The sequence below is a fragment of the Coleofasciculus sp. genome, assembly GCF_046565525.1.
Classification (GTDB): domain Bacteria; phylum Cyanobacteriota; class Cyanobacteriia; order Cyanobacteriales; family Coleofasciculaceae; genus Coleofasciculus.
On record NZ_JBKHUP010000088.1, the window covers coordinates 1 to 25,697 of the forward strand.

Here is a 25,697-nt window from a genome sequence, read left to right on the forward strand (position 1 = left end):
CTTAAGTTAGGAGCGAGAATCACAGTCAGTGTGAGAAGAATTGTTATTGCCATATCCAGTTCTTGTCCCTATCAAGATATTTTAGCGATCGCGCACTCAAGAATTCAAGCCATTCCCAATACGAGTTAAGTTTTTCGCTCTCGAAGATAACCAGCATAGTTGTGAAAATGACTGAAGCTCTTTTCCGTCTATTTTGTCATGGAAATTTGCCCATACTAACGCTCATTTTATCGAATACGTCGGGTAAGCTTTAGCAATGTCAGGTTAATTTTGTTGGAGAATCTGGAAGTTTTCTATTCTGCGCATGGAAAGTTATAATTTTCCCCTTCAAATTAGCTTCTCAAATTAGTTTGTGAGAAATGCGGGTTAAACTATGCCTTCAAAGTTTAGCAATCGGCTGAAGGTAGCAGCGCTTTAAAATCTTAGCCGATTGCCGAGGTTGTCGTTTCCAGAATTGTTAGTTTAAGGGCCAATTACAGTCATTCTTCAATAGAAAATTCTTCCAGAAAGAAGCGATTGTTTTTTCGGTTTTTAGCGTTAATAGCGGAAAGGTCGTAAACTGAGGTTACTTTCCCCTGCTTGAAGGAAAATTCTAACAACGTCTGATAAGCAATTTTGGGAGGATAGCCCATATGGGCGTTAGGGTCTATAAGCAGGTTTTTGCCAAGTTGGATTTTTCCAGTAAATGGTGTTAACAGGTTCAATCCTTCGTATGTGTAGGAACCCCAAGAATCATCTCTCGGCATTATTCCTTGTATGGGTTTCCAGCGGGGGATGACCTCACCGATGGTCATTTCTTTCAAAAACAACCCCTCATTAGTAATTTCATAGGTTGAAACAAACCCTCGGTGGCAAGCGGTGTGCAACATATCCGGGTACATACCGTAATCTTGCGGGGTAATGAACTTTTCTCCATCACACTCAACTAATTCGTATTTCTCGCCATTGTAATAAAAGGTATCAGGAACTTGAGCTGTCATAAAGTTAACTAAAAAATGTAGGATGAGTAATGACTATTGATAGATTGGTCGATGTCTCCCGGCGATCAAGTTGGTTGACCACGATACAACTGAAAACTAACCCACATCCTGCCAAAGCGCCTGATTAATCTCCTCTAAAATTGCCTCCAACGTTCCATCAAACGCCTTATTAATCCGAGTAAACCCCCCTTGTGCCTTAAACTGACCCCGGTCAAACGCTTCCCGATCTACAATAACCTCAACCTTCAACTTCTGCCCATTACGGTGGTTTTCCAGCAACAGCAGCAAATATGGGAAGTTCTGATCCGAGAAATCGAAGGCTTATTTGTTGGCGATACAGACGGCGCGTTGTCTGGCGAAGGCTTCAAGTTAGTGGGGGAAATGTCAGGGGTCTGTCCATAAGCAAGGAATAAAGAGGCGATCGCGCCCAGGAGTGTCCGATAGGATGTAAGCACGTATCACGCCCTCTCCCCAGAGCCAGTGAAATCCCCGCTGTCATTATCTCAGCATCTCGGCTGTGCCACTTCACCTCAAGTCAGGTTAGTTTAGGCTGACTCTTTAGCTGACTGGGGGCGCGATCGCATATCGTTCTTCCTTCAATTGGCGATTTTTGGGTTCAATCCAAAGGGTTAGGGGTGGGGAGATGGAGTGCGATCGCACGATTAAACTTATGATCAAATTGTAAAGGTGAAGTTGTCTCATGCTAAGGTCAGGCTGTCGTCATACTCATGAAGTCACTTAAGTCTCTCTATCCCACGGTTAAGGATGTCTATGAGTCACTAATATTAAGAAACCCAGAATCTCATAGCGATATTTGGCAATTCAACTAGGCTCAAAAGATAAAACTCGATGATCCAAATCCTCTATCCTAATCCATCGCCTTGGAGTTATCATAAAGGCGGCGGATTTTTGGAACAACTCCCTTCATTATAGGTACGAAAAATCAGGGGTTTCAGGTTTTGAGTTGGACGCGATCGCCGACGCGGTGCAAGCCGGGGCGCTGCTCAATGTTGGTTATTAATCGCTTAAGTTTTATGAAGTTATACGCCAGAGGGAATTGACGGGTAAGGGGGTGTACAATGTACACCCCCTTTTTCGTAGGGATGCGATCACCGGATTGAACTTGTGATCAGATTGATCAAAAGTGGCTTGATAGCAGGGTTCGGTAACGAAAGCCTCCGGGAAGAGAGTGATTTTCGGGAAAATTCTGCGATCCTTGGCGAAAACTGGCATGGGGTGACGGGTCAGGTGTGGAGAAGCCGCAAAACCAGGAAAATTGAGTTGGTTATTGAGGTTGGGATTTGGGGATCGCGATCGCATTCCTGGACTCCTTGGCTGGGCGGTACATCGTACCGCTAAGATTCCAACTAGAGTTAGTGGGAAAAATGTCAGAGATTTGTCCATAAGCAAGGAGTAAGGATGCGATCGCGCCCAGGAGTGTGCGATCGGACTGCTCTGACGTATCGCACCCGCAAAGAGAAGCGGGGATGGAATCGTTTAGTCTAAAGTCCAGTAAACTAAAATCCTCCAGACTATAACTCGTCTGGGGGATGCGAGAATTTTAGGGAATGCGATCGCTACCTTACCCGAAACCTGAAATGCTGTCGGGTTAGGGGTTTGACAGGTTGGGGGAGGGAGTGCGATACGTGAGAGCAGTCAAGAAAGGACACGAAAGAAGCTTTCCGCACACTTTCGAGCGAGTTTTTATCCTTGGTGATCCCACTTGTTGAGTGTGATTCCAACCGGGACAAGTGAATGTGCGCCATGGCGCACAAACAAGTCTACAAATAAAGGGTTTCAGGTTTTGGGTTTATGCGATCGCCGACGTGGTGCAAGCCGGGGCGCTGTTCAATGTTGGTTGTTAATCGTTTAAGCTTTATTAAGTTATAGTGCCAGAGGGAATTGACGGGTAAGGGGGTGTACATTGTACACCCCCTTGAGCGTAGGGATGCGATCGCATTCGTGAACTCCCTGACCGGATCAAGATTCCAACTGGATAACCTCTTCAATTTTCGGGGCGAATCTGCCCTTGGAGTTATGTGTGGGAGTAAGTTGATGTTGGGCATGATGTTGGTTAAGTTTCACGCCCTGGCGCTTGCCATTGTATTGGGCAATGACTTGATCAGCTATCTGGTAGTCCAGGTAGTGCATCGCCGCATCACTGCGTCCCTTCTGGGGTTTATGTCCGTTGATGGCTTTGACGAACACAAAGTCTTTCACTTTTGCAGGGCAGTAGTAAAAGGTAGCGATCGCGTCATACACTGCTCTTAACCTCTGAGTATTGACCTGCTTTTCCCCATTGAGTCGTTGCAGAGTCGGTATCAAGTCCTTGAAGTTAGCGATTACATGGTCGCGCACCCCATTCTTATAAGATTGAATTTCATTGTCATTCAGGTCGCTGGCGTCGAAGATTTCTCGGAGTATGGAGTAACCTTCTAGAACTTTATCAGCTTCAATCAGAGTGGGCATCTCATACACTCGTTCCTCTCCCCTGGTCTTCGCTTGTCCTTGAACCATGATTACAGTAAATTTGCTTTTTGGTTCTAGAACAGCATCTCGTAAAGCTTCCACAGGACGTACAGCGTTTTCAGACTCGATGTGATACACCTAAACAAGAGCAGAACAGAGCTGTCCTAGAGTTACTGTACTACACTGTGTTAGAAAGTGCTGTAAGCCTGCCAGCAGGCACAAGGAAGCTCCCAAATCTCGGTAGTTACAGAAATCTCCCTGACGATGAGAGGTTATGGCTGATTCGAGTAACTCTCGTCCCTTGCTGATAATAGCGTCTGGATTATCAATATAGGCAACATTACTGTGCTTATACTCCAGGGCTTCACCATGGAGGGCATTGTTTTGATCTTTGATCTCCTGGGGAGTGTCCACCAACAGCAGAGCGATATGTACAGGCTCATTTTTGGTGGGATGTGAAACACTGTTGGCTTGAGTGAGCCGTCCCGAAGAGGGCGAAAAATGAATCTTGATGGCTTTGTGGAGGCGGCTGAAACAGTTTTTGAGGCTGGATTCTCCAACGTGCTGGAGGAATTGTTGAGTCAGGCGATCGCGTAATTGGAGAAGTTGATCTTCATTAGAGCGGGTCAGCCCTTCCATAGAGTGTAACGCCTCATCGATAAGTTGTGCCTCCCATTGGGCGGGTTGTCTGCCTTTGCCCCAAAGGTTTTGGTCTAACCAGTAAAAAGTCATATACTCATACCCCTTGCTTACCTATACTTATTATTTTATACTTATACTCATAAACAAGGGTGTAGGTATAAGAAAGCGCGAAGGGGCAGAGGATGAAAATGGGGGTGTACATTGTACACCCCTGGGTGTCTTGGGAAATGGTGAGGTTGAGGGAGTGCGATACGTGAGAGCAGTCAAGAAAGGACACGAAAGAAGCTTTCCGCACACTCACGAGTGCGATCGCTATGGGACAAAGGAAACCTCAAGAGGATTGCCCAAGTCGTCTTGCATTGACACCATTGCCTAAGTGTCTGGGGGATGCGAGAATTTTAGGGAACGCGATCGCTCTTCCCCGATGCTCTCTCACCATCCACTCAACGGTACTATCTAAGGTATGATACCCATCGCTGATGGAACCCTTAGTATACCCTGATTAGCATTCGGATCACCTGCAAACACCGTGGCGTAAAGCTGCTAAAGTCCACCACATCGAAAGCCCCATTTAATAAAGTGATGTATCAGTTTCCCCCAGAAACGCAACCGAGAAATTGTTTGGGTTTTTCACCCAGCGCTTGAGGAAGCGTAAGGCGTCCTCGGCGTCTTGGCGGTTAACGTAAGCCTGAGTAATTCTCGGCTTTTGTTTTGGCGGACTATGAACAATCGCCCACGGTTTGACCTGGGCTTGGGTTCGTCCACCGCCGCGATGTTCGACGGTTTGTGACATTATGAAGTTGCCCTCCATTGGCATGAACAGTGGAGTGGTAGCGCTTAGAGTCCTGTTGGTAGCAGTCTCTAGGCGTGGTGCGATCGCTCCTACGGGAGTGGTCGCTCTCTCTATTTAAAATAATCATACTCCTCTAACAGGATTTCTGCTAGATACCCTAATAGGCGTAATATGAGAGTGAAGTACATTCGCGCTACCATACATGAAGAAAAAGCAACCTCAAACAGCCGAAGAGTTGCAAAAGGATATTGAGAGCCACCCAGACAGAGGCAAGCTAGATGGAGAGCCTGTTGTTCGGTTTGACTCCAAGGACTTATCAGGCAGCATTCCCCGAACCCTCTACAACGAATTTTTGCTTATTTGCGGCTCGAAGGGATATAACAAGTCACAGGGATTAACTGAGGCGGTGTCTCAGTGGGTTGCTTCGGAAGGCAACCAAGCCGCCAAGGAAAACTTTCTTAAGCGTAAAGCCCAGCAGCACAACGTCTCAGAAAGTGAAGTAGCGAGTAAAGTCTTTGGCTGCTTCAAGGACGCTGGGAGACGCAGAAAACAGAGGTTTGAAAAAGGATCGACTGATTCAAGCGTGAGATGACTGAAGTTAAATATCTGTGTCTTTTAAGCGTTCTATTGCCTGAGCATGGGTTCAATTAGGAGGAGTGATACAGAGGTGAGGTGTGATCGCCCGACTAAAAAAGAGCGATCGCGCCCCCAATCAGCCCCCAATCAGCCCCCAGTCAGCCTAAACTAGCCTGAATGCTTTTTTGGGGTGAAGTGGCACAGAGCCTGAGGGTGCGATCATGACCTTTGTTCTCAGTAGCTCCTCAGCACTAATAAGCGGTACATTAAACTGATAAACCCAAAAGATTAGAGGGGAAGGGGCTAGCTTTTTTACTAGCCCTCCTTCATTACCTCTAATTCCATGTACACCCTTCAGCCCCCCGAACGTCCAATTCTAAAGCTGAAGGATTATCAAACACAGAGGTCATCATGCCACTAAATGGCACTAATACTCACATTGTAGCCGCAGCACAAGATTTTTCCGAGTCCCAAAAAAGTTCATCCTACCTATGGGCACGGGACACATTCGCACTCTGCAACCTCCTAGAGAAAGGTGGGCTTTACTACAAGATAGGCGCTGAGGAAGTTTTAGAAGCCCTCAACCCATCCGACGAACATGTAATTATCCAAGAGTTAAGCGCTGGCAAATACTGGGTTGAGGAACCCGACGAGTATTGGGTCAGGGCAACCGCCTATGCACTTCGCTTAAAAGGTGTCCCCTTTTCTCAAATCCAGGTACTAACGATTGGCGGCACGCTGCTGGAGTATACCAAAGATGCCGAAAAGCTTCAGGAAATCGGGCTGATGCTCTTGCCCGTCGAGTCTCTTATCGCGCCTCAACCCTTTCAATCTTGGGAGGAAAACCTAAAGTGCGAACTCTCACCAAGGGAAGCCGCAAAAATCGCTCAGCTAATCATTGCCGCCCTGGAACCCTGCAATACCGTCCAAGCTAATATTTCCTTAGATCTATTAAGGAGACGGGCAGGAGTGAGCGAGTATACCTGGGATAAGAAGTACGTAGCACAAATCCGAGCCAGCTTAGAGCGGACACTGTTACAACCACCTAAATCACCTGAGCTAGAGAGAAAAATCGACAGCTTAATTAATCAGGGACTCACAGGGTCACAGCTAACCAAGGAACTCAACCAAATCGCACGAGATCATCAATATTATGTAACCGAGCTACGAAAGATTTACAATGAGCGCTTAGCTGAAGCGGACACAGAAGCTCTCCGGACGGATAATCACTCCCAGGTTGCGGATCTACTCAAAAAAGTAGACGCTCAACTAGAGCTATCAGATTATATTCCAGACGGTCTAGCCACTCCCATAAAACAGTGGTGTCAGTGGCTTAACATTAATCCCACTGTCGCCCTCACATCTTTACTCGCCGGGGCATCCAGTTTACACAAAACTGGTACTGAGTTGGTACTACACCGCAATCAAAACTTCCGAGTACCATCAACTGTCTATGCTGCTATCGTTAGCCCCAGCGGTCAAAAGAAATCGCCAATCTTCAACAACATTGTCCGTCAGCCACTAAACAACCTCAAAAAGGAGAAGATGGCAGCTTATGAGGCAGCTATGGCAGATTACGAAACTGCCCTGCAGCAATGGGAACAGACCAAACAGGGACAAAAGCCTAAAAAACCCAAAGATCCAACTTTATACTATTTCACCAATGCCACTGGGGAAGCGATTCCAGTACAGGCACAGAAAGACCCAGATAAGGCTTTACTGGCGCTGATTGATGAACTAGCCGGATATTTCAATTCCAGCAATGCCTATCGTAATGGACGGGGCAGCGATAAGCAGGATTTACTCAGTTACTTTGATGGTGCCGGTCAAACTATCCTTCGAGCCAACGGGGTAAAAGTTAATCTGACTCATATTTATATGAGCATCTTAGGAACAATTCAACCAGAAATATTAAAGCAGTACATGGAAGACTGCTCAGACCCCGATGGAAACTGGGCAAGATTCCTATTTGTCAATCAGCCCTTACAAGCATCTGTGCTTCATGATGATGATGGGATGGCAGTTCAAATCAGCGATCGCATTACCCAGTTTTACCGCCAGATTGACCGACTGCCAGAGATGGAGTATCACTTATCCCGTGAGGCTTTCAAGCGTTATCAGGAAATATATAAACAACTCGAACGGCTACGAGTGACTCATGCCCACTCTGGGATGGCTGCGGTCTACTCGAAGATGGAAGGCTACATTGGGCGATTGGCGCTCAACCTGCATGTTCTCTGGGAATTAGCAGAGGGTAAAGACTGCCCGTCAGCAGAAATCCCACTACATATTATGGAGATGGCGATCCAGCTTTCCCGTTTCTATATGGGTCAGGTTAAAGTCATCCACGCCAACTCAGATGATGACAATTTACCCAGTCACATCCTAAAAATGATTGAACTATCCAAGCGACTGGAAACTAACGGCAAGGATGGCTGGCTTAAAGCGAAGCAAATCCAGGAAACATTCTCCAAGAAAAAACGCCCACCCGCTCAAACGGTAAGGGACTGGATGAATGAAGCCGTAAATATGGGCTATGGTCAGACCCGTAATTCAGGTAATCGGCTGGAATACTACTGGCGCAAAAACGATGGAGATAACGACCCCAATTCTGACCCTTCCCCTAACTTGGGAACACTTGAGGAACCTGAAGAGAAAACCAGTCCCCAATCTGAAACCACCAATCACCAAGGGGTTGAGGACAACACGGGGGACTTGGGGAATAATTTCTCTAGTCATTCATCAAGCTTTGAGGATAAAAAATCACCTCCTAATAATAGTGAGGATGATTTAACAGAATCTTGTTTAGAGGGGGGGGGAAATTCTCAACCGTCCCCGACTCTAACCCAAGATGTCCACAACCAAGAACTAGAAAGCATTTCAGCAGTTGAGGATAACCAAGGGAACGATTCCCCAACAATTTCTCAGATTCCCCAAGAGTGTGATAATTCCACATCTGATGTGATAGTGGATGCTACCCCGGTTCATCCTGCTCCCGTTAAACAAGAGGAAGTGGCACAAGAGCAAACCGCCAGCGGGGAAGAACTGGCACAGTCAGAGTCAAACGATAAAGATGTTGAGAATGTGGGGGAAGTTGGTAAGACCTATTTAGCGCCTTATTCAAGGCATCAGAAGCCCACGCTGTCCCGTAAGGGCAGCGCTGGGTACGTCACTTCATCAGGATGTAGATGGTTGTGTTGAATGGGTGGAAGCTGTATTAATTGATGTTCCTAATCCACCTCTGTCAACAGGCTGGATCTTCATGAATGATGGCGGACAACAGTTTCCGGCTTTTGATCGCGGTGATTTCAAGGAGGTTGATAGCAATGAAACGGATTAGTATTATCGGACTGTCCTTAATTATCTGGGGATTGGGATGGAGAGTAGCTCAAGCTGCCCCACCCAATCTAGGAAGTTCTTTTAAAGAGTGGTGTCTCCAACAAAGCAGTTTATCAGCTTCTTTAAGAAAAACAGTCGAGGTACTGTTAGAACGAACAGGCACAAGTAATTGTTCTCAAGCTGATGAAATTCTGTCGAGTCTGACTAATCTTTTCCTCGGTGGTAACCAAATAACAGATGTCAGTCCACTCTCATCTCTTACCAATCTGACTGAGCTTAAACTCGCTAGGAACCAAATAACAGATGTTAGTCCACTCTCATCTCTTACCAATTTGACTGAGCTTAAACTCTGGGACAACCAAATAACAGATATTAGCCCACTCTCATCTCTTACCAATCTGACTGAGCTTAGCCTGAACTATAACCAAATAACAGATGTCAGTCCACTCTCATCTCTTACCAATCTGACTTGGCTTGACTTTCAAGATAATCCCATAGCACAGCCAACTTGCCCAGTCAGCTCTCGCAATGTTTGCTCTTTTTGAGGGAATGCGCTAGCTTTCCTCTTAAAAAGTTAGTAAGCTGCTACGCAGCTAAACCGGACAAACAGCATTGCCTTTGTTTTTGATTTTTCTATTCCATTTAATTATAAGCTCTCCTTCATTTAATAATTTATGTAGCAATTTTTCTAATTCTTCTACTGATTCAAATAGTCGATTAGCTATATATTCTTTCGCTGAATGCCAAACGAGTTCAATTAAATTATAATCAGGACTGTAAGCTGGTAAAAACTCTAAAATAATATGAGGCATCTCCCTTTCTATTTTTATCAAAATATCTTTTTTATTGTGAAAACTAGCATTGTCAAGTATGATGACAATCTTCGGACCAGACACCGTAAAATCTGACTCTTCATTGCCTTGGTCTATCCATTCTTGAATCACCGCAGCATTTAATGATTTAATCTGCTCATAAAAAGTATCAGAATCTCCTTTTTTAATCACAAAGTTTAATCTTTTCTTGTCATGATATCTCAATCCACCCATAATATTTACTCGACCCACTCTTCTTTGTCCAGTGACTTTTTTTCGCCGACCTTTCTTACCCCAATTCTTTCTCCTTATCACTCTTAAACTAAATCCACTTTCGTCCCAAAACCATACCTGTAAACGGCTTGGTTTTCTATCGTTATTTTTAAGTATGAGGCTAATTTCTGTTTAAAAGCTTGTCTGTGCAGTGGATTTTGTTTGTCCTCTAGACTGTATTTTGCCCAAATGTAAACGTATTTTTTTTTATGTAGTATCCTTGATATTTGTGAGCCGCTGAGTTTTATTCCTGTCACTTGTTCTAGATATGTAGCGAGCCTTGCCGCTGTCCACCGTCCAAATTCATATCCATATTCTCCTGGATCTGTCTCGATAGTCGAGAGCAATATTTTTTCGTATTCTGGGGTGGATTTATGGAAATTACCTTGATTTCTTTTATCGATAAAACTCTGAGGATTATCTGGATCACCATGGACTGACCAGTAAGCAACTGTTGTGTAAGCAATATCAAGAAAATCACTAATTTCTTGATAGGTTTTCCCGTCATTTATCAGTAATATAATTAAAACTTTTTCTTTGACATAATACTCATTAGCTTCTTTTAGGAGTTTAATCAGTCTTTCTTTCTGCTCTTGAGACAGATGATTTTTGGTTGGCATATCCTGGTGACCGCGCTCTTTACCTTGTCTTTATATTATACAATTAAGCTGCGTAGCAGCTTAGGGTGGACGTGCGAACTGTGCCAGCAGCAATGGAAGAAAAAGCTACGAGCAGAATGTCCAGGAGTAGTTTGGTATGACAATGGGATTGAGCCGAGATACGTGTAAAAAAGTGCAAGATAGCCCTCAAAGTCTTACAGGATAAAGGTTTTATTGAGGGGTGTTTGAACGGCAAAAAGTCTCAGAAGGTTTCGACAGAATCAATGTTTCAGCTTCTCGTTGCACGATTTCGCACGTATCTCGGCTCAATCCCTAGGACGTTCCCTCAAAAAGAGCAAACACTGGGAGGGCTGACTGGGCAATTTGGCTGTGCTATGGGATTATCTTGAAAGTCAAGCTCAATCAGATTGGTAAGAGATGAGAGTGAACTAACATCTGTTATTTGGTTATCGCTGAGGTAAAACTCAATCAGATTGGTAAGAGATGAGAGTGGACTAACATCTATTATTTGGTTACTGCTGAGGTCAAGCCCAGTCAGATTGGTAAGAGATGAAAGTGGACTAACATCTGTTATTTGGTTATCGCTGAGGTAAAACTCAATCAGATTGGTAAGAGATGAGAGTGGACTAACATCTGTTATTTGGTTACTGCTGAGGTCAAGAGAAGTCAGATTAAGAGATGAGAGTGGACTAACATCTATAATTTGGTTGCCGCTGAGGTCAAGCCAAGTCAGATTTGTAAGAGATGAAAAAGGACTAATATCTATTATTTGGTTATTTTCAAAGTGAAGAAACTCCAGATTGGTAAGTCCAAATAGAGGTCTGACCTCTGTTATTTGGTTATTGGTGAGGTAAAGCCAAGTCAGATTGGTAAGAGATGAAAGAGGACTAATATCTGTTATTTGGTTACCGCTGAGGTCAAGCGCAGTCAGATTGGTAAGAGAGGAGAGAGGACTGACATCTGTTATTTGGTTATTGGTGAGGACAAGCGCAGTCAGATTGGTAAGAGATGAGAGAGGACTGACATCTGTTATTTGGTTATCAACGAGGTCAAGCTCAGTCAGATTGGTAAGAGAGGAGAGAGGACTGACATCTGTTATTTGGTTATCCCTGAGGTAAAGCCAAGCCAGGTTGGTAAGAGAGGAGAGAGGACTAACATCTGTTATTTGGTTGTTGTCGAGGAAAAGCGTAGTCAGATTGGTAAGAGAGGAGAGAGGACTGACATCTGTTATTCGGTTCTCCCTGAGGTCAAGCCAACCCAGATTGGTAAGAGAGGAGAGAGGACTAACATCTGTTATTTGGTTGTTGTCGAGGACAAGCTCAGTCAGATTGGTAAGAGAGGAGAGAGGACTGACATCTGTTATTTGGTTATTGGTGAGGAAAAGCACAGTCAGATTGGTAAAAGAGGAGAGAGGACTAACATCTATTATTTGGTTATCGATGAGGTAAAGCTCAGTCAGACTTGACAGAATTTTATCAGCTTGAGAACAATTACTTGTACCTGCTTTTTTTAACAGTACCTCGACTGTTTTTCTTAAAGAGGCTGATAAACTGGTTCGTTGGAGACACCACTCTCTAAAAGAACTCCCCAAACTGGGTTGGGCAGCTATAGCAACTCCATATCCCCATCCCCACAGACTTAAAAAGAGAGCAAGTACGCTAATCCGTTTCATTTTACTTCTTTTTTGACATCTTTTACCCCCAGATTATTGCACCTAGAGGTTTTATTAACTGACGTAGAACGCGAACAGCTTAGAGCGATCGTAAATGCTTAAACCTTAACGTAGACTGCACATAGTAACTATGTGCAGTGTATTGATTTGGTTTGTTTCCAATAATGAAAATTCTCGCGTCTCTTACTCTTATGTTTATTTCTTAGGATGTCTGTTTTTTCTAAGTCTTTTTTTTCTTTTTGTGGAAGAATCGTCAGCATAGAGTAGCGTAGTGCTGATTTCGCTAAAAAATTCATTCAGGTCACCAGCAGAAGGCGTAGTTATCTGTCCTCCTACTATTTGCTCTAGTTCTTCCATTTCAAGTTCTCTAAATGAGAATGCTTTTTCTTGCTCCAATTTAGAAAAAGTAGTTATTTGGGTTTGATTTTTCATTTTCCCCTTCCTTCAGTTGTTCGTCATTTTCGTAGAGACTATCATTAAACATTGTAACCAAATCTTGTAAAAAAGCCCCCATCCCTAGTGCTTACTGAAGGCAATTTAGACTTTGTGCCAGAGTGGAAACATTTAGAAATTTCTTTAGATGAGTTAAATCAGATGCTAATGTCTGGTGAGATTACACCTGAAATTGAGCAACGGATAGGTGAAGAAGATACGCAATGGCTTAGAAAATGGTTGCGCCGATTTAGAGCTGGTGAAGCAGTGTGTGAGCATGCTCCGCTCTAAGCATCTAGGGCGGGTTTCGCATTATTTATTACTTACCCTTAAAACCGAACAAAATCAAACAGAATAAGCGTAATCCACACAGCTATTGTGTGTAAAGTACTCAAAGATTAATTTATCTTACTCAGCTTTGCCATAAAAACTTCAGGGCAAGCCCTGGCGTTAACTGATGAGGTCGCAAATAATCATTGCCCACCTGCAACTTAGCTAGGTGGGCTTATAGTTTCTACTCAATTAGTTTTCCCAGCGAGTGGGAAGACAGACACTAATGGTGGTAATACACAGATTACAAGTTTCCATTCAATTAGTTTTCCCAGCGAGTGGGAAGAGTTCGTTCAGGGAGCCTTACCCAGTAAAGGTTTCAGCCCTCGAATCGACACCAGTCCTAAAATCATACCGTATCTTCCTAAAAATTGAGCCAAACACCCACTTCAAACCCTCTGTGTGTAAGGCATCGACACCACTTAACGAAAAACATGACGTTTCAGCGATTCGCTGAGTGGTGTCGATAGTCGCTTTTGTTATACCTAGTAACTGTAACAATTTAACTACAAGTGTACAAAGTACAGGTGACGAAGGGTGACCAAAAACTGGAACCGCTTCGCTCGGATTTTTGCTGTCAGCACGCGCCAGTGATTGATTCTTAATATTCAAAGATATCGAAGCGCGGCTGCCAGTCGCAGGCTCAAAAATCCGTTCCAGCCTTACGCCAATTCCCACTCCATATCCGCAAGTTTGGTGATTTGATACTCCTCATTAGTAGTACTCCAGTGATACTCAAGCGGAAAACCTTCTTGATGGAATTCTTCACCAGATTTCCCTGTGGTATCAATTTTGTTAATTGTAGCTTCTTTGATGTATTGTTTTAATATTCCACCTACGGAAAAAAGTTTCAATCCATGCAGTTGACGTAAAATGAAAACACCGCATAAGCCTCGCATATCGTTGGGCTTTAGTGCATATTTACTGACCTCAAAGATTGCATTTGTTAACCCTTTTTCGGACTCTGAGTAGACACGTCTAACATCAACAACAGGCTTATAATCTAGCTTTGCAGCCAGCTTCCATCGTGCAACCCACCCCAAATGGTCAATCATATTAGCAAAGTAAGAAGGCTCTACAATCAACAAAGCATGAATGTGAGGATGCACTTCTTCAGTAAAGAATTCGTGCCAGAGCTTGTTATCAAAGTCTGTTATTAGATTCTTAATTTTTTTAATTGTTTTAGAACCATAACGACCCACATAAAATCCTGAATAGTAGCAATCACTAGACCTAGTAACCTCAACGGTTTTCAAGTAACCCACAGCCGGAAAGTCAGGAAGCTGGCTAAAACGATTCCAGCCAGCCTGAAGTTTAGATATTTGCGTTCTAAGGTCGGATTGGTGACAATTCTTTACAGTCAGTGTGAGAAAAATGGCTTGAAGATTCGGACAGTCAGTGAAAAGGCGCTCAACCCCCTGAAAAACTTTGTAACGAATCTTTGAGGATTTGATACGCCAACAGATTGCACAGGTACGCTGGTAACAGCAAGGGCAGTTTAGGCAATACGACTGCTTGTGATCATGATCATGGGGAGTGAATAGAGGGGTGGGTTAGGGTGGTGAAATTACGAGCTAATGAGCTGGCGCTAGATGGCAAATAAGGAGCAGCTTGCAATACTCAGCCAGGGAGTAGAGGCTTGGAATGATTGGCGAAAGCAGAACCCTGATGCCAGAGTAAACCTCCGAGGTCATTCTTTCAAAGGAAAAGACCTCTCCCAAGTAAACTTCAGTCATGCCAATATCCAAGGGGCAAACTTCACTAATGCCAAGCTGATAGGTGCCAACTTCAGTGGTGCGAAAGCTGGACTACAACGGTGTTGGACAATTAGTTTGCTAGTGATGTCGCTGCTGCTATTGCTCTTATCGGCACTTATTGGGGTACTATGTGGTGCTTACTTAGAAGCTCTATTCTCTGCACCGTTTTCAGTGCCTAATATTTTCTCAGGTGCAGTCATTTTATTAATTTACATCTTGTTTTTGGTGAATTTTTTCCATTCTAAATTAATAAAATCTATAATAATAGTCGCTGTTCTCATTGTTACTTATATTTCTATTGCAATTGTAGGTACATATTTAATTAGTAGCACTATTACTGTGGTGGGAGATATTACTAAATTATCATCTTCCGCTACTTTTGCTAACGGCAAACCTGTTGTTATAAATCCTATTATTGGAGGAACTTCTGGTATCGTTAGCACTAGCTTTGCTAGTAGTGTCTTTGCAGTCTCCGGTTTTACTCCTATTTTTATTACTGCTGTTGTTATTAGTATTATTGGGTTAGGAATTACTGAAATTATTCTTAAAATTCCTGTTACATTTATTGTTATTCCTATTATAGTTTTTGCTAGCAATCAAGCTTTTCATGTCAGAGGTATTGCGGATATTGTGAGTTTCGCAACTCAATATTTAGGCGGTTATATAGCTTCTACTCTTACACCAAATAAATACACAAGTTTTGCTACTTCTTATGGTTTTGTTCACTCTACAAGTGATTTATATATAACCACTAAGGTTGTTGCTGTAACAATAATATTATTGAGTGCTTTTATTGCCCAAAAAATATTGTTATTACATAAAGATTATATCTTATTTCGTAAAATTTTAATAGCAGTTACTGCTACTGGTGGAACCAATTTTAATGGAGCTGATTTAACAGACGCAAATTTTACTCACGCAAAGCTTAAAAGTACGAACTTTAGGAGAGCTATCCTTACCAGAAGCCGTTGGTATCAAGCAAAAGGGCTGGAATACATACGCCCTGGAACAACCTACCTTGAAAAAGTACCAGTGCGGCTATTAGTGATCACAGGAAAGGGGCAGAACAAAAGCTTTGAACACTTTGACCTTCAAGGCGTTAATTTAGAAGGTGCTAAGCTATCTGGTGCTAACTTTATTGGAGTAAATCTGAACAAAGCTAACTTAGAGAATGCCGATTTGTCGAAAGCGAATCTGAAGCAAGCCCAGCTAGACCAAGTAAAGTTAACTGGAGCTTGTTTGACTGGAGCTTGTATAGAAAACTGGAATATTAACGGTACTACAAATCTTGATGATGTAGTTTGCGACTACGTGTATCTACGAGAAAATCAACAGGAACGCCGCCCACATAGCGGAACTTTTACACCAGGAGATTTAGCAAAACTCGTTCAAGATTCTTTAAATACTGTTGACTTAATCTTTGAAAAAGGAGTCGATTGGAAAGCTTTTACTTACTCATTTCACAAAACACAAATTGAAAATGAAGGAACTCCACTAGCTGTACAGAGTATTGAGAACAAAGGAGATGGAGTTGTTCTAATCAAGGTTAGTGTTCCTCATGATATAGATAAAGGTAAAATCTTTAATGATTTTAGGCAGGCTTATGAATTTGCACAAGAAGCATTAGAATTATCATATAAATCAAGATTTGAAGATAAAGAAAAAGAAATAAATCGCTTATTTTATTTAGTCAATCAATTACAGAATCAACTAAGTGAGGTTCCCAAAGTAATGTCAGAAGCTAACAAACAGTATACTTTTCATGCTCCTGTTGGCAGTGTTGAAAACCAAGGTAATATCGCTAGCTCTGGAAATCAAAACAGTATCGGTAACGCCGCTGGAGAAGCCCAAGCCGAACTGAAAAGCATCCAGCACATCCACAACTACGCTCCAGAACAAAAGCAAACGCTAGCTGAAGCAGCAGCAGAAATTCAACAACTGCTAAAGAAGCTAGAAACACAGGGGTATAGCCCTGAAGCTGCTCAACAAAAGGTTGCAGATGATTTGGCAGCAAAAGCTAAGCAAGATTCTACAGTGAAAGAGAAATTGGTGAAATGGGGACAATCTTTAGGTGATGCTGCTGCCAAAACTACTGTGACTGAAGCAGCGAAAGAGGCTTTAAAGTTGGCTTTGAGATTATCAGGGATACCGATTCCGTGAGGCTGTATCTCAAAACCTCGTAGGAATTAACCGCAGCTGATTATGGGATTGAGCCGAGATACGTGTAAAAAAGTGCAAGATAGCCCTCAAAGTCTTACAGGATAAAGGTTTTATTGAGGGGTGTTTGAACGGCAAAAAGTCTCAGAAGGTTTCGACAGAATCAATGTTTCAGCTTCTCGTTGCACGATTTCGCACGTATCTCGGCTCAATCCCACAATCCTAATCAACTGCCCAGCCACCTGATTGAAGCTGAACAGTTAGCCGCTCAAAACCTCAAGCCCAAAGGGAACGCGATCGGATGTTTGAAGCGAAGTAAAGATTGGGTATGGCTTTTTGACTCATCCGATGTAGAAGTCATCAACCCAGAACTACCCCCCATTTACACCTGGAATAATCGCCCAAAAGACCTGAAAACACCAAACCAGCTCTACCGATATAATCGGAAACTGGGAGACAAACCCCACGGTTGTATCCGGCACGAGGGAGACTGGCTGTTTCTTTACCGTTGGGAAGAATGCCCCATCGATGATGAATCTCTACCACCTTACCGTGAGTACGGGACAGCCCCCGAATTAAAGACGCTCACGCAGCTACTGAAGGAGAACCTTGTTCCCCGCGATGATGCCCAGCCCCGTGGCTTTTTTCGCACTTGGATTGGAGTTGAGTGGAAGACAGTTTGGCTTTATCACGCCGATGATTGTGATTGGGAGGCTCCCGATAACTTTCTGACCAAGGGGACGCTGCGCGATCGCGCAAGGTCATGAACGGTATCTGGAGGAAAGAAGTAAACGCAAGGCACAGCAGCAGCGATGTCTTAGGTGTGCTTCTGGATGTGCTACTCGCCAAGGTTTCCTATGTGCCATCTATCCGATGGGGTTGGAGGATTGGCAGATACCCTGTGATGATTTTGTGGCTAGAAGTTAAATCCGATTACGCAGGGCTGTTTCATTCGCTATATGGGGCAAGTCCCCAAAGCCTGCCATAGAGCCATGTTTGAGCATTTGTAATTGAGCGAAAACCCAAAATTCTCAAAAGATTGATGGCGATGGTCAGGAGGATGGATAGGTTCGTGACCGCTTGAAAGTGGCAAATAGGAGATAAATCCTCTTTAAAAATAGCATCTTTAACCCAGTGGAGTTGGTTCTCAATTTGGAGCGTGACCTCTGATTTTGGCAGCGAAGGTTTTGGCATTCGATTGACGACTGCTCAAATAATAGACAGTCTGATCGACAGGTTTGGATTTTCGCGTGCCAATACGTTGGACTTGGATAAAACGTTGACTATTGAGCCAAGCCGATTTGATGTTTTCAGGAAGTGAAAAAACAGAAATAGTTCGTTGAATTCTACGACCTCGACTCTTATCGTATTCAATATATTGACTGAGAGGTGGAGTAGTTATCGCCAAGTCATGTAAGGTTTTACGGAGAGTTTTCTGATTCTTTTTAACAGTGATTAAATAATCATTGTTGCCATCGATAATGTTTTGGACAGTGGTTTTTTGGCAGTGGATAGCATCGAGAGTGATAAGTTGATGAAAAGAGTTGAGATTGCGGATAATGCCTTGAGCTGTCTGAGTTTCAGGCTTTGTGATTTGTTGGCGGCTGTCCATTGCCAGGACTAATCCATTATCTTGACAGTCCGCTTGAAACAATGGAAACGAAGTTTCGTTTAGAGCGGGAATAGTATCGCAAGGTAGAGCGTAAAGCTTTGCCATCAATGGTCAGGCAATCAGTGGGAGGGTTGGCAAGAGTTAATTGAGATGCCCATTGATTAAATGCGTTAATAAGTTGCTGCCAATCTAACCCCATCAGCACTCTTCTAAATGTTGAATAAGAGGGTCTAGATGGATGACGAATACCACAGGAACGACCCAACTGATAGGAGTGATGTTTCGCGAATCTGCCCAAAGCTCGATAGGTTAAGTGTTTAGTCATCAAACCGAGAATAACTAAGAGGAGAATGAACCAAAGAGGGTGTCGCCTGCCGCTTTGAGAGCGGAAATCTTTAATCTGTTTAAGAGCTTCAATTAAACCATTCATATAATTAACTGCCTAGAGAATAATCGACGTTTATGATTTTACTACTGATTGATGGCGTTGTCTTTGGGCGATGAGAGCAGAGAATGAAACAGCCCGGAAGGGATTACGTTTGATAATGTTGCAACGATTATGCAACGATTATGGGGCAAAAAACACCATAAATGCAACGTGATCCACTTGCGTTAGCAGGGCTGTTTCATTCTAATAATGGGGCAAGTTCCCAAAGCCTGCCATAGAGCCAGGTCTGGGCGTTTGTAATCAGGGCTGTTTCATTCTATTAAACTGAAGTTCCCCCAGCCAAAAAATCAAAACTGCCTCACCGTGCGGCTTTCGGCGATTTTTTAGCCGCTCTACATGGGTACAATCGCTGAAACCTTGATGTAGCGTGGGTTCCCGTCGATCTCTTGTCTACTGCAAAAATAGCGCGATCGCACTATTTTTGCAAGGGCTACTTATGTACGGTTTTTGAGGGGTTTGAGCGCTCAAACTACTACGGGATAAGGCTTTAGCCTGGGTGTAGTACATCCGCACGGGGGGAACTTCAGTTTAAAGTTAACAATTTCTTCCGGGGCTGAATGAATTATTTTTATCACCTCTAAAGCCAAATCAGCCATTTCTTTAGCGCGGGGATCTGGCATTAATTTTAATTCGATTAACTCATTGAGTAGTTTAGCGGCTTGAATGCCAGATTTTAACAAGGCTTCTTGGTATTCTTGTTGTAAGGTTTTAGAGGGAGTGGGGATTGGGTTTTGGTCGGTTTTATTTTGGATATTGGTATCTTCCATAATGTTCACTTATTGTCAAATTAGTTTGAACTCAGATCATCATTTCACCTGATTGTAATTGGTCATTATATCATTGACCTATCTAGGGAATTGATAAATAATACCTCCTTCATCAGTCGCTTCAAAATTGGCGTTTAGTTGTTTAGCTTTTTCATCTAAGTATTGTTGAGCTTCTTCGATAGAAATTTGGGCAGAAGCAGCAAAGCCTGTAACCGTTATTTTTCCTTGATTTTGTTGTATTAAATGCAACAGTAGTTGTTCTTTTGCTAAATTCAATTGTTCAAGTTTTTTTTGATTTTGTTGACGTAAACTCCAGATAAGCCATGTTCCCATAGCTGCTGACGGTAAACCAAATAGAACAATTGTAGCTAATGCTCCTTCTTTATCTTTTTTAGTGCTATTAGGGTTCGCTAAGTCTATAGTTCCTAGTAGTAAAATAGATAGACTAATTATCAATAAACAACCTGCAGAAAAAGCTTTAATTTTTTTCATTACTTTGTAAAATATTACTTTGCTTTATTTTTGTAAAACTAGAGATTTTGGGTGAATCATGGATAAAGCTGGCGAGTTTTAACATTTTCTACTCCCACGCCAATATTGATACCTATAGCCATCCCGTTCTTACCCTTAACTTTTCCATCTACGTTAACACCAAGTCGCTCAGTTTCAGTGAATACCAACTTAAACTCTAATTTAGAATCTAACTTCTCGAATTCCTTTTTCACAAGCTCCAACACGTCACTAGGATTAACATTTTCAGTAGGAGTATTTGTGAAGTAGCCTGCTAGATTTTGTGCCAAGGTATTCAAGTTGCTTACACTATAGCTTAGTGTTGCATCAAGAGTGCCTTTTACACCTAGCGATTCATAATAATTAAGTATTGACTGAATATTTGTAGCCTCAGAATTGGAAATTAATGTTCTGAATAGTTGAGGTTTAAAGTTATTCATGCTTAATGAAGCCTTCAATTCTGCTCCTAGTTTACTTGGCAAAATTTGGTCAGTTTCATCTAGATAAATTAATTCTAAGAATAGTTTACCGGATAAAGAACCAGAACCTCCTAAGTTGGATAAATTACCAGCAGATATTTGTGCTGATGCTTCGCCCTTGAGCATGGCAGCAAGTGTAAGAGTCTTTTCATACTGCCCTTGATCATTTTTTTTGATTTCAAAAGTTTCGCTGAATTCGTTACTTAGTTTACCTTTGATTCCACCTATATCTCCCTTAAGTAAATCGAATGAAGCTTCTCCTCCTAATCCTATTGTGAACTTTAATGAGGTGATATTTTTACTAAAAGCTATTGGGGTTAGGCTTTGTGCAATATTGCTAAAGGGTGCAGGTAAAGAGGCTGACAAACCGTAAGATGTTAACAAACCGACTAAACCACCAAGACCTTCACATTCATTTCCGTCAGCGGTAAAAGTGTAAGTTGTGCTTACGGAGCCTTTTAAACCTCCTTCAAGGCTGACACCACTACTATCTTGCTTGCCATTTTTTTCTGATGTTTGATTCGAGGAACCTGTTAATTGTTGCCAAGCCTTAAAGTTGTTACCGCTTGGCAGGTCAACATCAACATCAAGATTACTTGTGCCAGCTTCTTGAGTCAGGTATAGTAACCCATCACCAATAATAGCAACGTTGAATGTTTTACCCTTGCGACTAATTTCCACGCTCGAATCTCGACCAATCTTTAAGTTAGCAGGTACACCCACTTTATGTAATGGAACTGTCGCATCAACCTCAGAATTTAATTTGATAGCGTTTGTTCCACCAGAAATTTCTGGCAAAGCTTCCTTAACGCACGGACTAACTGTTTCTCCAAGTGCTTTACATACATTTCCCTTAGCCTCTTCGACTTCTTTAATAACTGAATTGTTTAGCTTATCTAGTGTGTTATCTACTAACGGTGAAAAGTCCCTTAATACCTGCCCATATAGTGTGAAATTTAAAAAACTATTCCACAACCATTTTTTGCTATTGTTCCGCTTGTCTTGAACCCAATTCCAACCTTTGTCTATTTTTTTACTAGCCCAACTTACTCCTTGAAATACCTTATCTAATGCCCAATTACCAACTTCACCCGCCTTATTCTTAGTCCATTCCCAACCCGCTTTAATCCCATCACCTGCCCATTGGAGAGCATTACCACCTAATTCTCCTAGCTGTTGGACGCCATTCCACGCTTGAGAACCTTTCTCCTTAACAAAGTTACCAACAGCCGAACCTGTTTCTTGTAGCCAATTTAAGCCTTGAGAGCCTTTCTCCTTAACAAAGTTACCAACAGCCGAGCCAGTTTCCTGTAACCAATTTAAGCCTTGAGAACCTTTCTCCTTGACAAAGTTACCAACAGCCGAGCCAGTTTCCTGTAACCAATTTAAGCCTTGAGACCCTTTCTCTTGTATCCAACTCGTTGCACCTGATGCTTTCTCTGATAACCAATCTAAACCTGCGGAACTTTTCTCTTGTATCCAACTCGTTGCACCCGCAGCCTTGTCTGATAACCAACTGAATGCACCCGAACTCTTTTGTTGTACCCAATTCTTCGCACCAGAAACCTTATCCCCCAACCAGGAAACAACGTTATTAGCTTTGCCTTGAACACCGGAAACCAGCGAACTGACTTGACCACCGAGCCATTCTAAAATCGAGCTGCCTTTAGACTGGATAGTTGAAACAGCACTTTGTCCTTTTGCCTCTAACCCACTGACAAAAGAACCCGCCTTTTCCCCAACAGCATTCACCGCACTGTTTCCCTTTTCGGTGAGCCAATTTTTAGCCGTCTCACCTTTTTCTTGCATCCAGTTAAACGCACTGGTTCCCTTTTCAGTCAGCCAAGATGTTGCGTTATTCGCCTTATCAGCCACAAAGGTTTCGGCGCTACTGACTTTTTCACCCATCCAAGAGGTGGCACTGTTGGCTTTTTCACCTATCCAAGAACTAGCACCATTAACCTTTTCTCCCAGCCAACTAAAGGCTCCTCCGGTTTTTTCATCAATCCATGTCCCCGCACTATTAGCTTTTTCCGATAACCAATTCGTTGCGGCTCCAGCTTTTTCGGTGGCAAAACTGGTGGCATTATCAATCTTTTCTCCCACCCTAGATTTAGCTTCCCCAACTTTACCCTGGAAGCTTGTCCAGCCTTCTGAGGCTTTACCTGTTAGGGTTGTCCATTTCTCATTTAGATAATCCCCTGCACTGGTAACAGACTGGTCAACCGATGTTTTAAATTGTTCTCCCTGTTGTTGCAGTTGTGTACCAACATCCTGGGCTTTTTGGCTAATTCCTTGCCATCCCTGTTCAACTCTTTGCGTGACAGGATCTGCCTTGCCTTCAATGCTAGCCCAAACTGATTCAGCCCCTGCTTTAAGAGCTTGCCATTCTGCTTGTAGATCTAGGATATTACATGATACTTGGGCTTCTAGTTGTTTTGCCTCGGCTGAAGCCCCATGAAGTTTAGCGATCAACTTTTGAGCTTTCGCCATGTATGTCTGGGAAAACTGCTGGGCTTCTGTTTCTACAGCAGTCATTTCCGTTGTGGCACTATTTTCTAGCTCAGTCCAATTACTTTCAATCTCACCTTTGCCTTCAACGGCTTTATTTTCTAAATTAGTAACTTTATCAGTAACTTCCGTTTCGACTTGTTGCTCTTTAGCCGTCGTTTCTTGTTTTAAGCCAGTTTCTTCCCCTTGTAACTCAGAGGCTTGGGTTTGGGCATCGGTTTGGAGTTCTGTACCTTTAGCTTGACTCTCGGCTTCGACTTCAGTTCCTTTGGCTTTGACTTCTGACTGAAGTTCAGTTCCTTTCGTTTGTTTATCAGCTTCGAGTTCAGCGGCTTTAGCTTGTTTATCGGCTTCGAGTTCAGCGGCTTTAGCTTGTTTATCAGCTTCAAGTTCAGCGGCTTTGGTTTGCTTATCGGCTTCTAATTCATTCCCTTTAGCGTCTTTAGCGCTATCTAATTCATTTCCTTTCGTGTTTTTATCAGCTTCTAACTCATTGCCTTTGCTATCCTTGTCCGTATCTAGCTCATTGCCTTTAGTATCCTTGTCTGCATCCAGCTCACTACCCTTGGTTTGCTTGTCATTATCTAACTGATTTCCTTGCTCTTGTTTTGTCCCATCAACTTGAGATTGCTTATTATAGTACTCACTTTGTACCTCACTCTTCTTCCCAGCAGCATCACCTTTAAGGGAATCAAAAATACCTTTTGCCCAATCAAACGGATTTTCCAGTAAATCGCCTTGAACAACTTGACCCGATTTTACTTGTTGTTCATCAACTGGCTTAACGGCTACATTACTTTCAGCACCTTTGGCTGCAACCGCTGGTTCTGCGGATTTTACCGATTCCTCAACATTCTGTTCTGTCTCCTGTTGCTCAATTTCAGGGGTTTCAGGTTCTTGAGGTTCGGGTTCTTTGGCTTTCGGTTCAGGTGCTTCCTGAACTTCTGCTTCCGGTTGAGGTTCAGTTTCCGGAAGTGCTTTATCCTCTGGTTGTACTTGGGGTTGTTCGGGTTCGGCTGGTTCCGGAGGTTTAGTCGCCGACTCAGGAGTGTCTTCTTGGCTGGGTTCAGCCGGAGTAACATCTGCTGCTTTGTCTTCTACTGCGGGAGTTTCAGCCGCACCATCTTTAACATTAGGAGTTTCTGTCGAAGGAGGAGTTTCTATCGCAGGTTTCTCAATTTGCTCAACTTGCGGCTGAGGTAAGGGTTCAGATTTAGGTGCATTTGTCCCAGGTTGAGGAATCGCCGCAATTTTTTGTTGGGCTTGCTGCAATACTTGTTCTAAAGCCGCTTGAGGTTCTTGACTCGGATCAATCGTTTGAGCAGCACTCTGATCAGTATTATGCATCTGATCCTGCTGCTGTTGCCACATAGCCGTTAAAGATGTCCCCTGATTGGCTTGACTTAAATCAGGAATTTGGATACCTCCAGCACCCGTATTGGCTGTTTCCGTATTAGCCGGAGTTTCAGCCGCTTTTCGGTGGGGTTGAGTTTTCCCTTCAGTATCAGTCGCTGCGGATTCGGCTTTGGGTTGAGGCGCAGTACCTTCTGTCTCTGGTTTAGCTTCTTTTGTGGGTGCTGGGGTAGCTGGGGATTCAGTTGAATTATCTTGTGCTTTGGGTGTGGTGGCTTCGGGTTTTGGTGCTGGCGCAACTTCAGGTTGAGTTTCAGTATCTTGTGCTTCTAGTTTGGCGTCTGTGGTGGGTTCGGCTTGAGGAGGCGGTTCTATTTTCCCTTGGGGTTGATTCGACGATTGGGGTTCAGCCGGAGCAGGTTTTTGTACCTCTTGAGTCTCTGTCTCTGTGACTAACGGCTTATCCACCTTGTCTTGTGCAACATCTGGTGAAGTTTCCGTTAGCTGAAATTCTTTTCCTTTGGCTGTTTGAGTATTAGGCGGTGGAAGTTCTTTAGCCGGAAGTGGCGGGGAATTCTTATCTACAGATATTTTATACGGATTTTTGTTGGATGTAGCTGGAGACTCCTGCTCCTTAATCGTCTTAGCTGGTAGCGTCGGAGTGAGGTTATCTCTCTGTAACGATAATGGGTTTTTATTCAAACCCCTAGCACCCGCTATATCAGCTTTCGCCTGGATAGTCCCCGTGTGCTTTTCCTCTTCTTTCTCTTTGTGTTCCTGCTCACAGGCGGAACATGAGCGCTGAACCGTTTCCTCTTCCTGACTCTCTGTCGCTTCAGCTTCTGAAACGTCTGGCTGTTGAGTGTTATTTTCTAACCCTGCATTAGCGGACTGTTCCTGTACAGGTTGCGGGGGTGGTGTTTTGGGTGCATTAACCGGGACATTAAGACCGTTATAGCCGACAAAAGCTGACTGCTCCAGTTTCTGTTGTAAAAACGCCCTCTGTTCATCCGGTGAGCGTCTTACCACAGGTTCCTGGGGTTTCGGAACTTGGAAACGGCGTCGCTGCAACGGATTCGGCGCGGACTTGCGACTCAAGGGTGAGAAATTTGGTTTGCGGATGGGTTCCCGATAAGACATGACCAGAAGTTACCCTGATTGACGC

21 protein-coding genes and 2 pseudogenes are annotated in these 25,697 nt (G+C 43.3%); 8 read left to right on the forward strand and 15 right to left on the reverse strand.

Translation table 11 applies throughout. The features are described 5' to 3' along the window. Positions 1 to 479: 479 nt before the first annotated feature. From ACLGGO_RS26225 to ACLGGO_RS26235, 3 genes are all read right to left on the reverse strand, one after another. Positions 480 to 980 carry a hypothetical protein gene (locus ACLGGO_RS26225; protein ID WP_446421475.1) on the reverse strand — a complete coding sequence of 167 codons (501 nt, stop codon included), beginning with the start codon at positions 978 to 980 and terminating at the stop codon, positions 480 to 482. Positions 981 to 1,076: 96 nt separating this feature from the next. Continuing rightward, positions 1,077 to 1,268 (reverse strand): type I restriction-modification enzyme R subunit C-terminal domain-containing protein, encoded by a 192-nt coding sequence (locus ACLGGO_RS26230; RefSeq protein ID WP_446421476.1) that lies wholly within the window; start codon positions 1,266 to 1,268, stop codon positions 1,077 to 1,079. Positions 1,269 to 1,538: 270 nt separating this feature from the next. After that, positions 1,539 to 1,682 (reverse strand): hypothetical protein, encoded by a 144-nt coding sequence (locus tag ACLGGO_RS26235; RefSeq protein WP_446421477.1) that lies wholly within the window; start codon positions 1,680 to 1,682, stop codon positions 1,539 to 1,541. A gap of 423 nt (positions 1,683 to 2,105) precedes the next feature. Here ACLGGO_RS26235 and ACLGGO_RS26240 point away from each other — a divergent pair, with 423 nt between their 5' ends. Next, positions 2,106 to 2,339: a hypothetical protein gene (locus tag ACLGGO_RS26240; protein ID WP_446421478.1), complete on the forward strand. Its 234-nt coding sequence runs from the start codon at positions 2,106 to 2,108 to the stop codon at positions 2,337 to 2,339. Between the two features lie 621 nt (positions 2,340 to 2,960). Here ACLGGO_RS26240 and ACLGGO_RS26245 read toward each other — a convergent pair. The 3 genes from ACLGGO_RS26245 to ACLGGO_RS26255 form a co-directional block, all read right to left on the reverse strand. Next, a complete protein-coding gene (locus ACLGGO_RS26245; protein ID WP_446421479.1) occupies positions 2,961 to 3,551 on the reverse strand; it encodes a protelomerase family protein in 591 nt (196 codons plus the stop codon). 36 nt (positions 3,552 to 3,587) lie between these two features. After that, positions 3,588 to 4,181: a hypothetical protein gene (locus ACLGGO_RS26250; RefSeq protein ID WP_446421480.1), complete on the reverse strand. Its 594-nt coding sequence runs from the start codon at positions 4,179 to 4,181 to the stop codon at positions 3,588 to 3,590. A gap of 481 nt (positions 4,182 to 4,662) precedes the next feature. Then, on the reverse strand, positions 4,663 to 4,884 hold the full coding sequence (locus tag ACLGGO_RS26255) for a hypothetical protein (RefSeq protein WP_446421481.1): 222 nt from the start codon (positions 4,882 to 4,884) through the stop codon (positions 4,663 to 4,665). Between the two features lie 202 nt (positions 4,885 to 5,086). Here ACLGGO_RS26255 and ACLGGO_RS26260 point away from each other — a divergent pair, with 202 nt between their 5' ends. The 4 genes from ACLGGO_RS26260 (at position 5,087) to ACLGGO_RS26275 (ending at position 9,344) form a co-directional block, all read left to right on the forward strand. Next, complete coding sequence (locus tag ACLGGO_RS26260) at positions 5,087 to 5,476, forward strand: hypothetical protein (protein WP_446421482.1); 390 nt, start codon at positions 5,087 to 5,089, stop codon at positions 5,474 to 5,476. 395 nt (positions 5,477 to 5,871) lie between these two features. After that, entirely contained in the window at positions 5,872 to 8,661 is a 2,790-nt protein-coding gene (locus ACLGGO_RS26265; protein ID WP_446421483.1) for a DUF3987 domain-containing protein, read from the forward strand. A 4-nt stretch (positions 8,662 to 8,665) separates the two neighbouring features. After that, the gene (locus tag ACLGGO_RS26270; RefSeq protein WP_446421484.1) at positions 8,666 to 8,800 is read left to right on the forward strand and encodes a hypothetical protein; all 135 of its coding nucleotides are present in this window, start codon (positions 8,666 to 8,668) and stop codon (positions 8,798 to 8,800) included. Beyond that, complete coding sequence (locus tag ACLGGO_RS26275; protein WP_446421485.1) at positions 8,787 to 9,344, forward strand: leucine-rich repeat domain-containing protein; 558 nt, start codon at positions 8,787 to 8,789, stop codon at positions 9,342 to 9,344. The genes ACLGGO_RS26270 and ACLGGO_RS26275 overlap by 14 nt, the downstream gene beginning before the upstream one ends. A gap of 48 nt (positions 9,345 to 9,392) precedes the next feature. On the opposite strand, the pseudogene ACLGGO_RS26280 reads toward ACLGGO_RS26275, so the two are convergent. The 3 genes and pseudogenes from ACLGGO_RS26280 to ACLGGO_RS26290 form a co-directional block, all read right to left on the reverse strand. Continuing rightward, positions 9,393 to 10,504, reverse strand: a pseudogene (locus ACLGGO_RS26280) (IS630 family transposase). Positions 10,505 to 10,829: 325 nt separating this feature from the next. Then, the gene (locus ACLGGO_RS26285) at positions 10,830 to 12,176 is read right to left on the reverse strand and encodes a leucine-rich repeat domain-containing protein (RefSeq protein WP_446421486.1); all 1,347 of its coding nucleotides are present in this window, start codon (positions 12,174 to 12,176) and stop codon (positions 10,830 to 10,832) included. Positions 12,177 to 12,371: 195 nt separating this feature from the next. Continuing rightward, positions 12,372 to 12,608, reverse strand: a complete 237-nt coding sequence (locus ACLGGO_RS26290) for a hypothetical protein (RefSeq protein WP_446421487.1) — start codon at positions 12,606 to 12,608, stop codon at positions 12,372 to 12,374. Positions 12,609 to 12,695: 87 nt separating this feature from the next. On the opposite strand from ACLGGO_RS26290, the gene ACLGGO_RS26295 reads away from it, so the two are divergent. Next, positions 12,696 to 12,899 (forward strand): hypothetical protein, encoded by a 204-nt coding sequence (locus ACLGGO_RS26295; protein WP_446421488.1) that lies wholly within the window; start codon positions 12,696 to 12,698, stop codon positions 12,897 to 12,899. A gap of 701 nt (positions 12,900 to 13,600) precedes the next feature. Here ACLGGO_RS26295 and ACLGGO_RS26300 read toward each other — a convergent pair. Next, positions 13,601 to 14,416 (reverse strand): annotated as a pseudogene (locus ACLGGO_RS26300) (protein rep); the annotation flags it as partial. A 114-nt stretch (positions 14,417 to 14,530) separates the two neighbouring features. Between ACLGGO_RS26300 and ACLGGO_RS26305 the strand changes: the two are divergent. Both ACLGGO_RS26305 and ACLGGO_RS26310 read left to right on the forward strand, forming a co-directional pair. Continuing rightward, entirely contained in the window at positions 14,531 to 16,855 is a 2,325-nt protein-coding gene (locus tag ACLGGO_RS26305; protein WP_446421489.1) for a pentapeptide repeat-containing protein, read from the forward strand. A gap of 179 nt (positions 16,856 to 17,034) precedes the next feature. Then, complete coding sequence (locus ACLGGO_RS26310; protein WP_446421490.1) at positions 17,035 to 17,619, forward strand: hypothetical protein; 585 nt, start codon at positions 17,035 to 17,037, stop codon at positions 17,617 to 17,619. A gap of 380 nt (positions 17,620 to 17,999) precedes the next feature. On the opposite strand, the gene ACLGGO_RS26315 is transcribed toward ACLGGO_RS26310, so the two are convergent. From ACLGGO_RS26315 to ACLGGO_RS26335, 5 genes are all read right to left on the reverse strand, one after another. After that, positions 18,000 to 18,569: an ISAs1 family transposase gene (locus ACLGGO_RS26315; protein WP_446421491.1), complete on the reverse strand. Its 570-nt coding sequence runs from the start codon at positions 18,567 to 18,569 to the stop codon at positions 18,000 to 18,002. Continuing rightward, complete coding sequence (locus ACLGGO_RS26320) at positions 18,481 to 18,894, reverse strand: transposase family protein (RefSeq protein ID WP_446421492.1); 414 nt, start codon at positions 18,892 to 18,894, stop codon at positions 18,481 to 18,483. Before ACLGGO_RS26320 ends, ACLGGO_RS26315 begins: the two co-directional genes overlap by 89 nt. Before the next feature lie 482 nt (positions 18,895 to 19,376). Next, positions 19,377 to 19,679, reverse strand: a complete 303-nt coding sequence (locus ACLGGO_RS26325) for a hypothetical protein (protein ID WP_446421493.1) — start codon at positions 19,677 to 19,679, stop codon at positions 19,377 to 19,379. A 78-nt stretch (positions 19,680 to 19,757) separates the two neighbouring features. Continuing rightward, positions 19,758 to 20,171, reverse strand: a complete 414-nt coding sequence (locus ACLGGO_RS26330; RefSeq protein ID WP_446421494.1) for a hypothetical protein — start codon at positions 20,169 to 20,171, stop codon at positions 19,758 to 19,760. Positions 20,172 to 20,227: 56 nt separating this feature from the next. Further along, complete coding sequence (locus ACLGGO_RS26335) at positions 20,228 to 25,672, reverse strand: hypothetical protein (protein WP_446421495.1); 5,445 nt, start codon at positions 25,670 to 25,672, stop codon at positions 20,228 to 20,230. Positions 25,673 to 25,697 lie beyond the last annotated feature (25 nt).

Coding starts and splice junctions, on each gene's coding strand:
- ACLGGO_RS26225 (WP_446421475.1), bottom strand. CDS start 980: ATGACAGCTCAAGTTCCTGATACCTTTTATTACAATGGCGAGAAATAC.
- ACLGGO_RS26235 (WP_446421477.1), bottom strand. CDS start 1,682: ATGAGACAACTTCACCTTTACAATTTGATCATAAGTTTAATCGTGCGA.
- ACLGGO_RS26250 (WP_446421480.1), bottom strand. CDS start 4,181: ATGACTTTTTACTGGTTAGACCAAAACCTTTGGGGCAAAGGCAGACAA.
- ACLGGO_RS26255 (WP_446421481.1), bottom strand. CDS start 4,884: ATGTCACAAACCGTCGAACATCGCGGCGGTGGACGAACCCAAGCCCAG.
- ACLGGO_RS26260 (WP_446421482.1), top strand. CDS start 5,087: ATGAAGAAAAAGCAACCTCAAACAGCCGAAGAGTTGCAAAAGGATATT.
- ACLGGO_RS26265 (WP_446421483.1), top strand. CDS start 5,872: ATGCCACTAAATGGCACTAATACTCACATTGTAGCCGCAGCACAAGAT.
- ACLGGO_RS26275 (WP_446421485.1), top strand. CDS start 8,787: ATGAAACGGATTAGTATTATCGGACTGTCCTTAATTATCTGGGGATTG.
- ACLGGO_RS26285 (WP_446421486.1), bottom strand. CDS start 12,176: ATGAAACGGATTAGCGTACTTGCTCTCTTTTTAAGTCTGTGGGGATGG.
- ACLGGO_RS26290 (WP_446421487.1), bottom strand. CDS start 12,608: ATGAAAAATCAAACCCAAATAACTACTTTTTCTAAATTGGAGCAAGAA.
- ACLGGO_RS26305 (WP_446421489.1), top strand. CDS start 14,531: ATGGCAAATAAGGAGCAGCTTGCAATACTCAGCCAGGGAGTAGAGGCT.
- ACLGGO_RS26315 (WP_446421491.1), bottom strand. CDS start 18,569: ATGGCAAAGCTTTACGCTCTACCTTGCGATACTATTCCCGCTCTAAAC.
- ACLGGO_RS26320 (WP_446421492.1), bottom strand. CDS start 18,894: ATGAATGGTTTAATTGAAGCTCTTAAACAGATTAAAGATTTCCGCTCT.
- ACLGGO_RS26325 (WP_446421493.1), bottom strand. CDS start 19,679: ATGGAAGATACCAATATCCAAAATAAAACCGACCAAAACCCAATCCCC.
- ACLGGO_RS26330 (WP_446421494.1), bottom strand. CDS start 20,171: ATGAAAAAAATTAAAGCTTTTTCTGCAGGTTGTTTATTGATAATTAGT.
- ACLGGO_RS26335 (WP_446421495.1), bottom strand. CDS start 25,672: ATGTCTTATCGGGAACCCATCCGCAAACCAAATTTCTCACCCTTGAGT.